Annotated in this window: 15 protein-coding genes; 9 read left to right on the top strand and 6 right to left on the bottom strand. The window is 67.4% G+C overall.

The window, feature by feature from the left end:
* Positions 1-113 precede the first annotated feature (113 nt).
* From ACGFI9_RS35665 to ACGFI9_RS35655, 3 genes are all read right to left on the bottom strand, one after another.
* Positions 114-839, bottom strand: coding sequence for a class I SAM-dependent methyltransferase (locus ACGFI9_RS35665; protein WP_393185241.1), 726 nt, complete (start codon positions 837-839; stop codon positions 114-116).
* A 426-nt stretch (positions 840-1,265) separates the two neighbouring features.
* Positions 1,266-1,922 carry a lysophospholipid acyltransferase family protein gene (locus ACGFI9_RS35660; protein ID WP_393185239.1) on the bottom strand — a complete coding sequence of 219 codons (657 nt, stop codon included), beginning with the start codon at positions 1,920-1,922 and terminating at the stop codon, positions 1,266-1,268.
* Entirely contained in the window at positions 1,919-2,497 is a 579-nt protein-coding gene (locus ACGFI9_RS35655; RefSeq protein ID WP_393185237.1) for a TetR/AcrR family transcriptional regulator, read from the bottom strand. Before ACGFI9_RS35655 ends, ACGFI9_RS35660 begins: the two co-directional genes overlap by 4 nt.
* 53 nt (positions 2,498-2,550) lie before the next feature.
* Between ACGFI9_RS35655 and ACGFI9_RS35650 the strand changes: the two genes are divergently transcribed.
* Positions 2,551-3,486: a beta-ketoacyl-ACP synthase III gene (locus ACGFI9_RS35650; RefSeq protein ID WP_393185235.1), complete on the top strand. Its 936-nt coding sequence runs from the start codon at positions 2,551-2,553 to the stop codon at positions 3,484-3,486.
* A gap of 214 nt (positions 3,487-3,700) precedes the next feature.
* Here the strand turns inward: ACGFI9_RS35650 and ACGFI9_RS35645 are convergent, their stop codons facing one another.
* On the bottom strand, positions 3,701-4,312 hold the full coding sequence (locus ACGFI9_RS35645; RefSeq protein WP_393185233.1) for a hypothetical protein: 612 nt from the start codon (positions 4,310-4,312) through the stop codon (positions 3,701-3,703).
* A 28-nt stretch (positions 4,313-4,340) separates the two neighbouring features.
* Between ACGFI9_RS35645 and ACGFI9_RS35640 the strand changes: the two genes are divergently transcribed.
* From ACGFI9_RS35640 to ACGFI9_RS35630, 3 genes are all read left to right on the top strand, one after another.
* Positions 4,341-4,748 (top strand): winged helix-turn-helix transcriptional regulator, encoded by a 408-nt coding sequence (locus tag ACGFI9_RS35640; RefSeq protein WP_393185231.1) that lies wholly within the window; start codon positions 4,341-4,343, stop codon positions 4,746-4,748.
* Between the two features lie 415 nt (positions 4,749-5,163).
* Complete coding sequence (locus ACGFI9_RS35635; RefSeq protein ID WP_393185229.1) at positions 5,164-5,655, top strand: endonuclease/exonuclease/phosphatase family protein; 492 nt, start codon at positions 5,164-5,166, stop codon at positions 5,653-5,655.
* Between the two features lie 534 nt (positions 5,656-6,189).
* Entirely contained in the window at positions 6,190-6,786 is a 597-nt protein-coding gene (locus ACGFI9_RS35630; protein WP_393185227.1) for a hypothetical protein, read from the top strand.
* 52 nt (positions 6,787-6,838) lie between these two features.
* Here the strand turns inward: ACGFI9_RS35630 and ACGFI9_RS35625 are convergent, their stop codons facing one another.
* Positions 6,839-7,117: a hypothetical protein gene (locus tag ACGFI9_RS35625; protein ID WP_393185226.1), complete on the bottom strand. Its 279-nt coding sequence runs from the start codon at positions 7,115-7,117 to the stop codon at positions 6,839-6,841.
* 187 nt (positions 7,118-7,304) lie between these two features.
* On the opposite strand from ACGFI9_RS35625, the gene ACGFI9_RS35620 reads away from it, so the two are divergent.
* The 4 genes from ACGFI9_RS35620 (at position 7,305) to ACGFI9_RS35605 (ending at position 9,236) form a co-directional block, all read left to right on the top strand.
* Positions 7,305-7,598, top strand: a complete 294-nt coding sequence (locus ACGFI9_RS35620) for a hypothetical protein (protein WP_393185224.1) — start codon at positions 7,305-7,307, stop codon at positions 7,596-7,598.
* Positions 7,595-8,350 (top strand): hypothetical protein, encoded by a 756-nt coding sequence (locus tag ACGFI9_RS35615; protein ID WP_393185222.1) that lies wholly within the window; start codon positions 7,595-7,597, stop codon positions 8,348-8,350. Before ACGFI9_RS35620 ends, ACGFI9_RS35615 begins: the two co-directional genes overlap by 4 nt.
* 10 nt (positions 8,351-8,360) lie before the next feature.
* On the top strand, positions 8,361-8,507 hold the full coding sequence (locus tag ACGFI9_RS35610; protein WP_393185220.1) for a hypothetical protein: 147 nt from the start codon (positions 8,361-8,363) through the stop codon (positions 8,505-8,507).
* A 597-nt stretch (positions 8,508-9,104) separates the two neighbouring features.
* Positions 9,105-9,236 carry a hypothetical protein gene (locus ACGFI9_RS35605; RefSeq protein ID WP_260428364.1) on the top strand — a complete coding sequence of 44 codons (132 nt, stop codon included), beginning with the start codon at positions 9,105-9,107 and terminating at the stop codon, positions 9,234-9,236.
* A gap of 848 nt (positions 9,237-10,084) precedes the next feature.
* On the opposite strand, the gene ACGFI9_RS35600 is transcribed toward ACGFI9_RS35605, so the two are convergent.
* Positions 10,085-11,077 carry a LacI family DNA-binding transcriptional regulator gene (locus ACGFI9_RS35600; RefSeq protein ID WP_393185218.1) on the bottom strand — a complete coding sequence of 331 codons (993 nt, stop codon included), beginning with the start codon at positions 11,075-11,077 and terminating at the stop codon, positions 10,085-10,087.
* Positions 11,078-12,311: 1,234 nt separating this feature from the next.
* On the opposite strand from ACGFI9_RS35600, the gene chvE reads away from it, so the two are divergent.
* Complete coding sequence (gene chvE / locus ACGFI9_RS35595) at positions 12,312-13,436, top strand: multiple monosaccharide ABC transporter substrate-binding protein (protein WP_393185216.1); 1,125 nt, start codon at positions 12,312-12,314, stop codon at positions 13,434-13,436.
* Positions 13,437-13,569 lie beyond the last annotated feature (133 nt).

Here is a 13,569-nt window from a genome sequence, read left to right as displayed (position 1 = left end):
GTCTCACTCATCGGACAGCCAGCAGCCCCGCCGACACGCCGCACCTGGTCCCGTTCATTCGTACCTACCTGGACCCCTGGACTCGTACGCCGACAGCTGCCAGTGCTGCGTGGTCACTCCCGGCGCGCGACGTAGACCGAGATCGAGCCGGTGACCGTGGGCACCACCTCGACCTCGCGCACGCCGCGGAACCCGGCGTCGGACATCAGCCCCTGAAGGGCGCCGTCGGCGTTGGGCTGGGTGTCCTCTTCGCCGTCGGCGAGCTGCACGATCCGGAAGGCCAGGCGCATCAGCCTCGTCCGCTGTTGTCCATAGTCAGCGATCACCAGCTTGCCGCCTGGCCGCAGCACAGCGGACATCGACGCGAGCATCGTCCGTTTCACCATGACCGGGCATTGGTGGAGCACGAGGCTGGACACGACGGTGTTCACCGAGCCTGCACCCAACAACTCCGCCAACGCATCACCCATGCCGACCCGCCACTGCACCGCCACGCCAGCGGCATCGGCCTTGCGCCGCGCCACCGCCAGCACATCAGGGTCGGGGTCGAGGCCGACAACCCGCGCCTGCGGCTCCACACGACCCAACAACAACGCCAGTGAGCCAGTACCGCAACCCACGTCGACGATCACATCATCCGGCTGCGGTGCCACGTACATGGCGGCCAGAGTCCGCCACAGACGTTCGCGCGTCAGCGCGACCACGTGATCGTAGAACCGCGTGGGGGCGAAGCGGCCCAGGGCGGGGGTGAAGGCGTTCTCGCTCATGCCTGCAGTCTCGACCGCGCGACCGAGCCAGTCTTGAACGAATCGCTCGACCTGGCCGATCGCGATCCCCACTCGGCCAGACGAGAGCCTCGCTGACCGCACAATCCGACGCCCGCTATTCGGCGGGACCGCGCGTCGAGCGCCGCCCGGCCCCGTCGCTCAACGTGACACACCATTGGCGGCAGATGAGAAGTACGCCTACAAGCTTTGGCCCCATTTTGTAGCCCAGCGTAGGGTGTGCGCCGTGGCAGGTCGCTGGCAGCCGGAAAGCGGGCCCGAAGGCTTCCTGGCAGCAACTGCAGACGGTTCGGAACGCGGGCGTACAGGGGATCGTGGCGGCTCGGTCGCGGTCACACCATTGCGGTTCCTGATTGCCATGTTCATGTGTCGACGTCCGTCGTAACGGTGGGTAGCGCGCGACTCGCGGCAGATATGCCAACTTGATCTTGGTGCGGGTCGGTGGCGAGTTCGATGCAGGGTGCGGTAGACGTGTTGCGGTCAAGTCCGGGCGTAGTGCTGCACGTATTCCTGGGAGGTGAGGGATTGGATGGCGGCCATCAGGGTGTCGGTGAGCCGGCGGATGTCCGCTGGCGTCTCGATGTGCACCGGGATGGCTGGTCCGAAGGTGATGCTGATCGGGCGGCGTCGGGGCAAGCGCGCGCTGGGCGGGCGCAGGCGGTCTTTGCCGCGGATGCCGACCGGGATGATGGGGACGCCGGCCTGGTGGGCGAGGCGGACTGCGCCGGTGCGGCCACGGTAGAGGCGGCCGTCGGGGGAGCGGGTGCCCTCGGGGAAGACGGCTACCAGGCCGCCGGAGCGGAGTACGGGCACGGCGGCGTCGAACGCCGAGAGGGCCGCCCGGCCGCCGCCTCGCTCGACGGGGATGGCGCCCATGCCGGTGACGACGCGCCGGGTGAGGTGGCCGCGAGGGCCGGGAGAGCGGAAGTATTCGGCCTTGGCCCAGAAGGCGATGTGACGGGGCGTCAGGATTCCTAGGAACAACTGGTCGGCGACCGACAGGTGGTTGGCGGCCAGGATCGCGCCCCCGGAGTCGGGGAGGTGACCGAGGCCGGTGACGGTGGGACGCCAGGAATGGTTCAGGTATCGGCCGATGGTCTGCTGGGCCAGCGCGTACAGGGGTGGGGTGCGGGTCATGCGGCGGGTCCGAGGTGGGCGGTGAGGGCGGCGTCGAGCAGCGCGCTCGGATCGGTGGCGCCGGTCGCGAGGGTGAGGCTGCCCCAGTTCCACAGTTGGGCGATGCCGTGCAGGTTGGCCCACAGTGCTCCTGCGACGACCTGGGCCGGCGGCTCGGGCTCGGGCCGGGCCTGGGCAACCAGGTCGGTGAGGAGCCGGAACAGTGGCAGGCTGGTGTCGCGCAGCCTCAGGTGGCCGCTCTCCAGCAGGTCGTGGCGGAACATCAGCTCGTACCGGCCGCGACGGGTGGCGGCGAAGTCCAGGTAGACCCGGGCGAGGGTGGCGAGCCGGACGCGTGGGTGGCCGGGTGCCTCAGCCAGGGCGGAGTTCACCCGGGTGGCGAGGTCGGTGAACCCGTCGCGGGCGATGGCCGACAGCAACTCCAGGTGGGTGGGAAAGTAGCGGCGCGGCGCGCCGTGCGAGACGCCGGCGCGTCGGGCGATCTCTCGCAGCGACACCGCGGACGGGCCCTGGTGGTCGAGTAGTTCGCCGCCGACACGGATGAGGCGTTCGCGTAGCCCCTCGTCAGCTTGCATAGACAATGTCTACCATCAGGGGTAGACATTGTCTACCTGAAGGGGAGGCGCTCATGCCCGGTTCGAAAGTCGTTGGCGTAGGTCACTACCAGCCCGCGAAAGCGCTGACCAACCATGACCTCGCCACAATGGTGGCGACGAGCGACGAGTGGATCCGCAGTCGGGTCGGCATCCGGGAACGGCGGATCGCCGGGCCCGCCGAGCCGCTCGACCTGATGGCGGCCGAGGCGGCGGCCGCAGCCCTGCGTGATGCCGGCGTGGCCGCCGAGGCGGTCGACTTGGTGGTGGTGGCGACCTGCACAGCGGTCGACCGCAGTCCCAACATCGCCGCCCGGGTCGCGCGTCGGCTCGGCATGCCGTCACCTGCGACGATCGACGTCAACGTCGCCTGTTCCGGGTTCACCCACGCGTTGGCCACGGCTGACGGCGCCGTTCGGCTCGGCTCGGCGACGAACGCGGTGGTGATCGGCGTGGAGCGGCTGAGTGACTTCACCGACTGGACCGACCGGACGACGTGCGTGCTGATCGGTGACGGAGCCGGCGCGGTGGTGCTGACCGCCGCCGAGCAGCCCGACATCAGCCCAGTGGTGTGGGGCTCCTACCCAGACATGGGCGAGGCCGTGGTGATCGAGGGTGATCGCAAGTTCACCCAGGCGGGACAGACCGTCTACCGGTGGGCCACCACCACGCTGCCGGACATCGCCCGCCAGATCTGCGTCGCCGCCGACGTCACGCCGGACGATCTCGGCGGCATCGTCCTGCACCAGGCCAATCTGCGCATCATCGAGCCGGTCGCACAGCGGATCGGGGCGACGAAGGCCGTCGTCGCCCGTGACGTCACGGAATCGGGCAACACCTCGGCGGCAAGCATCCCGATCGCGCTGTCGAAACTGCTGGAACGCGGAGAACTCGAGCCCGGTGCACCGGTCCTGCTGCTGGGCTTCGGCGGAGGACTGTCGTACGCCGGACAGATCGTCCGCTGCCCATGACCATGACTATGAACCGTGCGGCGGGACGTGTCCGGCGTGGGCGTGTCGGGCAACACGAGGGCCACCGAGGTAGTCCAGAATCGTGGCCACGGCCACCATCTGTTCTGTTCTTCGTGCGCTTGCAGGGAGCGTGAAGGATCAGCAGGTAGCGGCCGGTTTACGTCTCGACGACACGCCGCACAGGATCAGCGCGACGCGCGGGCGCCGGAAAAGCTCAGCCGGCGTTGTCAATTCGATTGTCCACGGCGATCCAGTTCGTCTCCCACGTCTCTCCGCCGTCGTCTGAGAAGGCCTGTTCGAACCTCGCCTTGTCCGGGCCCTGCCGGAAGATGAGGAAGCGCACCTTGATCGCACGTCCCCCGAGCTGGTCGTCGCCGTAGAACTCGCCCACACCGTCATGGAACCCGCCGTACACGGACGGGGTGAGCAGTCCATCGCGGACGTTCACGAAGGTCAGGCTCCAGCGCCCCGCCTGGGGCTCATAGAGCCGCAGATTGAGGCCCTCGATCCGTCCGTTCGGCCCCGAGACGTCAAGTTCGACGACATTCGCACGTCGGTCCAGCAGCGGACGCACGACGCTCGTACCCTCGAAGTGGAGCCATTCATCCTCAGATCCCGAGAGTGGATCGGCGAGCACCCGCACCCTGGTATGCCAGGCACCGATCTCCCAGTCGAAGTCACGTTGGCCATCCACCACAGCCGCCGAAGCCCTGCGGGGCGCCGCCGCCGCGTCGCCCGACGCCGCTATCGCGGTCAGCATGAGGAGCGAGAGGCACGGGACAAGGATCTGCTTGTATGGCACGGTGATCTTGGTGTGAAGGTTCATGATTCGACTATCTGAGCGGAGCACGCCCATGAACAAGAAGGCACCTGCAGGTAACCCCTCACCGTCGCGCCCCAACCCTCTACCTGGCTGCCCGATGGCCGCGGCCTTCGCCGCGATCGGTGGGAAGTGGAAGCTGACCCTTTTGTACTGGCTAGCCCATGGCGAGTGCCACTTCGCCGGCCTCCGCCGTCTGGGCGGCCCGATCACGCCCAAAGTGCTGGCCGAGCAGCTGCGCGAACTCGAGGCTGACGGGCTCGTCGAGCGCGTCGTGACCGGACCTATCCCGGCACCGGTCATATACAGGCTCACCTCCTATGGCACCACGGTTTTGCCTGTCGTGGAAGGCGTCCGGGTCTGGGGCGAGGAGCACCTTCAGCGCACCCACGGCCAGGCCACACCCGACGAGTCGATGCGCTGCACGCACGCGATCGCGTAGGCCCGCGGCTGGCCGTGGTCTGGGATCTAACGGTGTTTCCGACCCGACCCACCGGGCGTGGTGCTCGGCGAGGAAGGCGCCGTGATGACCGCGACACCGAACGATGTGGCACCACCTGATCCATCAGCTCGAACGCGTTACCGGCCAGAAAGTCACCCTCATCGCCCGAGACGAACCAACCGCCGTATCACCTGCCACCGGATCGACCACCGCCACGTCAACACCAGCCACCGCGGCTGCGCGGTGCTACACCCGCCCGCGAACTGATCATTTTCGAATCAGCCGCTGTGCGGACGGGAGCGCCGGCTCCCCGCAGGCGTTACGGTCCTCACGGCGGTTGAGCCAGCTCTTCAAAACCAAAGCTCCAGCCGCCATCCCGGTTGCCGGGGCGCGGTGCTGGGCACAGCATGGCCGAATGTCGGAGAAGGCCGTCAGCCTGCGGGTGCTCACCCTGAACGCCCTTGCGCCGTTCTCCGCCGACTGGCCACGCCGTCGGGCAGTGCTCGTCGACGGGCTGCGCGAGCTGCGGCCGGACGTGATGGCCATGCAGGAGGTGGCTGGCGGCGGGGACTTGGACGAGGCCGGTGGCCTGCTTGGGCCGGACTATCACCTGGTGCCGCCGCCGCTGGGACCGGTACGCATTGCGTATCACAAGCCAACCTGGCAGTACCACGCCGAGTACGAGCGGGAACTGCAGGCGGCGCGGACGGCCCGGGCACGTCGAGGAATTCGTTGCCGAGCGGTGGTCCGAGCCGCTCGACCCGGATGGTCCGGGCACCGAGGCGCACGTGGTACTGCTGGGCGATTTCGACGCGGCACCCGATGCTGCGAGCGTCCGGTTTGGACCGGCCGGCTGCCGCTGGCTGGCATCAGCGTCTGTTACCAGGACTGTTGGACGGCGGTTTAGCGTGATGAGCCGGGGCACACCTTCTCGCCGGACAATCCGCCGATCCGGGCCGGGTTGATGCCGCTCGACCGGGGATGGTGGATCGACTACGTTCTGGTCCGGTGCGGCCCGCACGGGTCAACCCTCGACCTGGCGGACGGCCGGCGAGTGCTCAAAATGATGCGCGACAGGTCTCAGTCGGCCAGGTAGCAGCTGGCCGACGACGAGCGCCGTTTCACGCACGACCGCTCGGCCCAGTGTTGGCCCAACTAGCGGGTCGATTGGCGGCGAGTGCGAGGCCCATGCGCTTTCGGGCGTGCGACGGCTGAAGTCACGCGCTGGTAGCCTGACGCGTCTCGCGCGAGAGGTGGAGTCTGTCCGGTGCTCAGGATGGTGCTGCGTAGGTTAGTCGCGGTGGCGGCCGTCTGCATAGTGGCCGCGTGCGATTCTTCAACGGCTCGTACAGCGGATCGATCAGTCGGCGACACGATTCCCTCCAAGGCGCAGGCGACGGGCTCGACCACAGCCACGATGCCGACTTCCCCAGCAGTTCCGGTGACCGGCGGATCCGGCTACTCCGCGACGCTGTCCGCACGCTTGTTGACCGTGGACTCGGTGCCGCCCGGATTCACGGTGCAGATCGCGACAGTCATGCCGTCGGATGCTGGAGATCAACGCCCAGCCGTTGACGTTTCCTGCTCGGACATGATCCCTCTGCTGTCGGCCACGCGGCTGACCGGGACTCCGTCAGCGATGGCCGCAGCCACCCTCAGCTATGACGCGGATCCCGATTGGCCCTGGGTGGCAAACGAAGTCCTCAGGACCTACGCCGGTGAAGGCGCACGACGAGCAATGACCGACCTGCGAACCTTCATCCGCCGTTGCCCCACCGTCGTCGTGTCGTCCGGCCTTGGTGTCGGCGACAGGTACCGCTACGCGTTGGCACCAGGGCCGCGGCTGGGTGATGACAGTGTTCACGTCAGCTGCAGCACGACGTCCGGTTCTGACGAGCTGGAATGGGACAGCATCGTCGTCCGGATCGGCACCACTCTTGTGGTCGTCCAGGAGCAGGGCAACAAACCCGGCGGCGACAAATACCTCACCCAGCTCGCCGAAGCTGGGCTCCGCAAATACCAGACGACCGGATCGTAAGCGCATTACTACGCCGCTGAGGCCAGGGCCGTTCGCGACTCGAGTGGCGGGACTAGGTGTTCTGCCCAGCGAGGTTGGGTGACCGTCGGCGGTGTTTCCATGCGTAGATGAAGGCTGCGAGGCCAAGGATCGCCAGAGCGGCAGCGATCCAGGCGGCCACCGCGAACCTCTGCTCGGCCGCAACGTAATCCGCGTTCTCCTGCTGGATGGCCGCAGACGTCGGGTCCTGGTCGGGCAGAGTGATGTCGTTCCAGACCGTAAGGCAGGGCAGCAGACAGGAGGTCAGCATCAGGAGGACTCCGACCACCGTGAGCAGGCGTGCACGCGACATCGCGACAGGCTCGCACACCACTGGCGGTCATGCTCTCCTGGGAAGGTCCTGAGGAACGTCTCCGCGGATGCGCTCACAGGGGTCGGGCAGCGGCGAGCGTACGTCCTCCGGCTGGCCTGCCCACCAGGTCCTTGTCTGCGGTGATCTTCGTCCTTCCAAACTGCAAGGTGTCCGTACGCTGCTTGATGTGGCAGAGGACGAGGTGGTCTTGCGGCTCAGTCGCGACGAGGCGCTGGTTCTGTTCGAGTGGCTGTATCGCACCGACAAGACGACCAACGACTTCGTCGACCTGGTCGAGGATCAGGCGGAGCAACGGGCACTGTGGAATCTCACCTGCCTACTGGAACGGGAGTTGGTCGAGCCGTATCTCTGTCGTCGCCACACCGGCAGCAGACTACGGCTTGTGCTCCTCGCCGTCCGCCCCATGGCCTCCGTGAGAGCCCGCACCGCGCCGGTGAGTATCGGCAGGATGGCAGAGTGACGCCACCGCTGACTTTGCAGACCGCGACACGCCCGGGTGATGTGGTTCAGGCGGCCGGGAGGTGGTTGGGGGAGGACCTGGCATTGTGCGGGTTTCGGTGGCTGGCCTCGACCGCGACGTTGCAGCGCAGTCTGGGCGAGCGCGTGGAACAGATTGTCCTGCAGGGGTCGACGCGTAACCGGGCGGGCAAGCAGTTGCTGGTCAGTCTGCAGGTGGTGGTGCGCGACCGGGCGTTGCTGCGGTGGCAGCGGGCGCATCCCGAGGTGGCCCTGAGCGGTACCGATTGGCTGGTGGGGCATCCCCTCGGCTACGTCGCGGGGCGAGTCAACGGCTGCGTCTACGGTTGCTACGACGATGGGGTTTTCGATCTTCTCGATCCCGCGGGCCGTCCGGCGACCGTGGCCGCCGTCAGCGCGGTGATTCGCCACAGCGTTCTGCCGTGGCTGGAAGAGACCGCACGCCCGGATCTCATGATGGCTGCGCCGAGCATCACCTTGGAGTTGGGCGGCAGCTCGATCCTCGAGTGGCTGGCCAGCCAAGGGCGTACCGATCTGATCAATCAGGTCGTGAACCGGGTAGTGAGCTCGCGGCCAGGCATGCGCGACCGTGTCGAGCGAGGCGGCCAGTTGGCGCAGCGTGGACAATGGCCATCCCCCGACGACCGTGCCGAAGCGCTGGGCTGGTCAGCTGAAATGCTGACCGGCGGCCGTGACGGCCGCGTTGCCCATGATGATCCAGTGGCAACCTCATGACCAGGGATTCTTGCGCGGTGACGTCTTCGACGGCGCCGTCCTCGTCGAAGCCCACGACGAATGGCAGACCAGCGACCGCCGCTACCTCGCCGAGGGCAGCATGGCCCAGATCAGCACCCCCGCGAGGGCCACCACCAGCGAACTCATCGCTGCCTGACCAGGCCCGTTGTCAGCTCGACAACGAACCGGAAAACTGAACAGCGCACAGCGCCTCACCCAGGCGATCTACACCACGCCACGGGACGTGACCCAGTCCGGCCGACGCCAAGGATCAGATGGCTGTTTGCCAGCCGCGTGCGGATGCATCTCGGGAAGCCAAGCGAGATCAGTGCCCTTGCGCTCCGCTGCGTCCCACAGTAGACGAGCATCGCGACCCACCGCCCAGCGGCGCGCAGTCAACGATCACGGCGGCCCGCACGACCAAGCCGACCGTGGCACGAGGCGTCGAGTACCAGATCAAGACACCCCGTGCCGGGCACGGTCCGATCAGCCATTGCCCTAGATCGTGCGTGCCGGGTCTGACAAGCCTGACCCGCTGGACGAAATCAGGGCTCCTCCGTCCCAGTTTGACGCGCGCCTCCGTAGGGAAGTTTCGCGGACACCTCGATGAAGGAGGCTGTATGGAGACGTCCGCTAGCGTCGGGCGCAGGTATCGACAGCCGACACGGCCATGCGTGGCGGTGCGTGCTGCAGCGCCAACCGCGAGGGGGCGAGCCTAATGGCTCGCGTCGGTCGCTACGGGATCCCAGGGTTCGTGTGGTTCCTGATCTGGCTCGTCGTCTGCATCTTGATCGTCATCCTGTTGGCCCTGCTCATTCACCACTTCGGAGGCGCCTCTCTTTCGCTCAAGCTCGGCCACTTCTACCTGAACATCGGGGTCACCTGACCTGCCAGATCGTCGACTCTCCGGCGCCGGTACCGCACCAGGTTTGTCAGCCGTCACCTTCGGTGACGGCTGACACGGCTTGAAGTGCCATGCTGTATCGGCGTACGGCTCGGGGATCCGCCGCGGCGGAGTCGGTAGGGATTCCGGCAGCTGAGACTCGAATCCCACGGGCAACCCTCTGACCCGGGCTTGCTGTCCGGTGACCTCTTCGGCGGGCTCGAAGAGGTCACCGGAGCGCCTAGACTTGTGTGAGCTTCAAGGTCTTGGCGATCGTCATCAGCGGTGGGGCAATGGTTCGTGTCGCCCCTCGGACACTCCCGCGTCGCAACCGTGCGACGTTGGACGTGCAGGTGGTCAAGGACGCTTGACCACCTGATTTCACTCTCTGTTACCGCCGTTGGTGGCAGCGTCGTCGTATTGGCGAGGTGGGTCGTGACAGACCGGCCGATCGATTCGGTATTTCCCGGCGGTGGTTCCGTCTGGCGGGCTCAAGATCCGCGGTGACTCGCGTGCCGCGATGAAGCGACCGCCTCTGCCGCGGGCGCGGCTGGCTCCTACTCGTGACAGCAGCACGGTGTATGGGTTGGCGACTCTTGATGTGCACGGCCGCGTCGCCGATCGGGCGGTGATAATCGCTCTCGGCTGGGCTCCTGGCCTCAGGCTGGGCATCAGGGAAAGCGGCGGTCTGATCATCGTCGACCCTGACCGGCCTGCCGTTTGAGCAGCTGCCGCCGCGCGTCGGCTGAGCCGGCCTGGACCGAGGCGCGAAGCACCTCGCCCTCGGTACGGAACGGCCCCGGCGATCGCACGAGCCGGCCGCTGTCCTGCCATGCTGGACAGCGAGCGGGTCACGTCGTGCCACGTACCACCAGGTGGGGGCTGAGCACCGCCGGTGGTGGGAGTTCGCCGGCCAGGACTTGGTCCACCTGGTGTACGGCGAGCTCGCCGAGCCGCCGCTTGTCGAGGTGAATCGTGGTGAGCGGCGGTTCGATCAGCTCTCCGATGCTCAGACCGTCGAAACCAACCAGCGCGCACCCCGCCGGCACGGCCACGCCGAGCCGGCGGGCCGTCTGAAACGCGCCGATCGCGACGAGGTCGTTGAATGCGAGCACCGCGGTCACGTCGGGGTGTGCGGCGCGCAGCGTTTCGAACGCCCTGCCGCCACCTGCCATCGACTGCTCACCGAGGACGATCCATCCCTCGTCGACCGGCAACCGATGGGCGCGAGCGACGTCGAGGAATGTCTGCCGCCGCACCACGGGGTCGCCGGCGCAGACACAGTCGATCATTCCGACGCGCCGGTGCCCCCGCTCGATCAGGTGCTTTAGCCCTGCCCGGACGCCTGCCTCGGTGTCCACCCGCACCAGTGCGTACGTCGCAGAGTCCAGCGCCCGATCGACGATGACCAGCGGCACACCCGCGACGTATGGCTCCAGTTCCTCGTCGGTATGGCTGAAGTAGCCGACGAGCGCGTCGACCTGCCGGCCGAGTGACCGCAGCAGCGTCAGCTCGCGGGAGGGGTTGTTCTCCGTACTGGCGACCACGACCTGCCAGTCCCGGCCGCCCGCCGCTTCGATCACTCCGGCGACGAACTCCGGGAAGAACGGGTTGACCACGTCCGGGACGATCAGGCCGATGGTCACCACGTCGGGCTGGACGAGCCCGCGGCCGAACCGGCTGGGTCGGTAGCGCAGTTCCCGTGCGACGTCCAGCACCCGGCGCTGGGTCTCCGGGTCGATCTCCCCCTTGCCGTTGATCGCCCGCGAGACGGTCTGGTGCGAAACGCCCGCCACCCGGGCGACGTCCCTGAGCGTGACCCGTCTGCCGGCGCGCGCCGGCATCGTCCCGTTCTTCTCCACCACGCTCCCTACTCAACCATGACCGCTCGCGCTCCGGCTTTCCCGGTTGACGCCGGACGGGGCGGTGCGGGAAGCTCCGTTAGCGGTCACGTTACCGCTAACGGGGCGGCTCCTGCGACCGCTCCTGGCCCCGCCTGGACAAGCACGTCTGGAGGACGATGTCGTGGCATCTGTGAGGCGCGCGCTCCCAGCCGAGACTCACCTGTTGTTCCGCGCGGTGTTTGACGACTGGTACGCCCGGGCTGACGTCTGGTCCGCACTGCCGGATGCCCCGGTCGTACCGGACAATCCGCGAAGGCGGTGGTCCGAGTGGCGTTGGCTGCGGGCTCGGCAACCGGAGTCGAAGACTCCTCGATCCTCGGCCGCGCCAAGGTGACCGTCTTCGGCGGCGGCGGTCACCGCCGGCGTGGCATTCGTCCTCACTCGAGCCCTACCGGTTCTACGGCCCGACGATCTCCGCACTCCGAGCGGCGGTGGGCTCTGCTTGACCCCGATGTCCAGGTCTATCTGGGCAGTCGTCGCGTGCCTATCGTCGCGCCGGGTCGGCATCCGAGCGTTATCCGAGCAGCGGACGACCGCGGCTGAAGTCGTCCTTTCGCCCCTTCCGTTCGGCGCCACGCCGACAACCTCGACCAACAGGTCCCGCGCCTGCTGACAGGCGTCCCGATCGTCGTCACCAGCCGCGCTGGGGCGCGGCGTCCCGGCGGCGGGGCGCACGGTTTGCGGCCGTGGGCGCAGCCTGAGTTCGACGCGTGGCCGGGCGGTCACGACACGTCATGTTCCGTGGCCTGCGGCAGGTGTCGCGGCCCCGATCACTCCAGACTCCAGATAGTGGGCGTCAATGTCCGAGGCGGTGCGGGCGGGTGCACGACGTCATCGGGTCCGTCACGGCGGGGTGATCGTCGGCGGGCGGAAACCCTGCCGCCGGGCCCCGTTGGGATCCGCGGCTGGCCGTGCGGGAGCCGGTGGGGATTGAGCGAGCAGGCGCCGGGGCCGGCTCCGGCTCGAGCGGCTGGGACGTCGGCGAAGTGCCGTCGAGGCTCGTGGTCGTAACGTAACCGTTACCTCCCTGCCATTGACCCGGAGTGGCCGATGAACAAAACATGTGAGCGCTAACAATCCCATCTCACCCTCGTAAACATCCCCCGCCAGTTGCTGATGTGAGCGTTAGCAACCCGATCTTCCGGTCCCCGGGCCGTTCCCCCAGAGGAGTGACATGAAGCTTGCGAAGCTGGCCGCCGCCACGGTCGGCCTGATCGTCGCCACAGGCCTCGCCGCCTGCGGCTCTGCCACCAAGACCGTCGACAAGGCTCAGACCGGTGACGCCGCCGCCGCACTGGTCGGTGTCACGATGCCCACCAAGTCCTCCGAGCGCTGGATCCACGACGGGGAGAACCTCAAGAGCCAGCTCGAGGCGCTGGGTTACAAGGTTGACCTGCAGTACGCGGAGAACGACATCCCGACCCAGGTGAACCAGATCGAGAACCAGATCACCAAGGGCGCCAAGCTGCTGATCATCGCCTCGATCGACGGCACCGCGATCACCACCCAGCTGCAGGAGGCGGCCGACAAGAAGATCCCGGTCATCGCCTACGACCGCCTGATCCGCAACTCGCCGAACGTCGACTACTACGCCACCTTCGACAACTACAAGGTCGGCGTGCAGCAGGCGACCTCGCTGCTGGTCGGCCTGGGCCTGAAGAAGGAGGACGGCTCGGACGGCACCGCCAAGGGTCCGTTCAACATCGAGCTGTTCGCCGGCTCGCCCGACGACAACAACGCGACCTTCTTCTTCAACGGCGCGATGGACACCCTCAAGCCGTACATCGACAAGGGCATCCTGAAGGTCAAGAGCGGCGAGACCGACTTCAAGACGGTCGCCATCCTGCGCTGGGACCCCGCGACCGCGCAGAAGCGCATGGAGGACCTGCTCACCAAGACCTACTCCAAGGGTGACAAGGTGCAGGGCGTCCTCTCGCCGTACGACGGTCTTTCCATCGGCATTCTGTCGGCGCTCAAGAGCAACGGGTACGGCACCGCCGGCCAGCCCTACCCGGTTGTGACCGGGCAGGACGCCGAGGTCGCCTCGGTGAAGTCGATCATCGCGGGCGAGCAGTTCGCCACGATCTACAAGGACACCCGCGAGCTGGCGAAGGTCACCGTGAAGATGGCCGACGCGGTGCTCAAGGGCGGCAAGCCCGAGGTCAACAACACCAAGGACTACAACAACGGCGTCAAGGTCGTCCCGTCGTACCTGCTCGAACCGGTGGTCGTCTACAAGGACAACTACAAGAAGGTTCTCGTCGACACCGGCTACTACACCGAGGGCCAGCTCAAGTAGTGCCGTCGGGGCCCCGCCGGGGCCCCCCCCGCCCGGGGCCCCCCCCCCCCGGGGGGGGGGGGGGGGGGGGGGGGGGGAAGGGGGAAACATTGACCAGGGGTTTTATCATATTGGCGACAAAAACAAAAAAGAA

Origin of the sequence: Micromonospora sp. NPDC048930, assembly GCF_043197935.1 — a bacterium.
Lineage (GTDB): Bacteria > Actinomycetota > Actinomycetes > Mycobacteriales > Micromonosporaceae > Micromonospora.
Note: the sequence above shows the minus strand (reverse complement) of the source record. Positions and strands in the feature narration are given on the sequence as shown.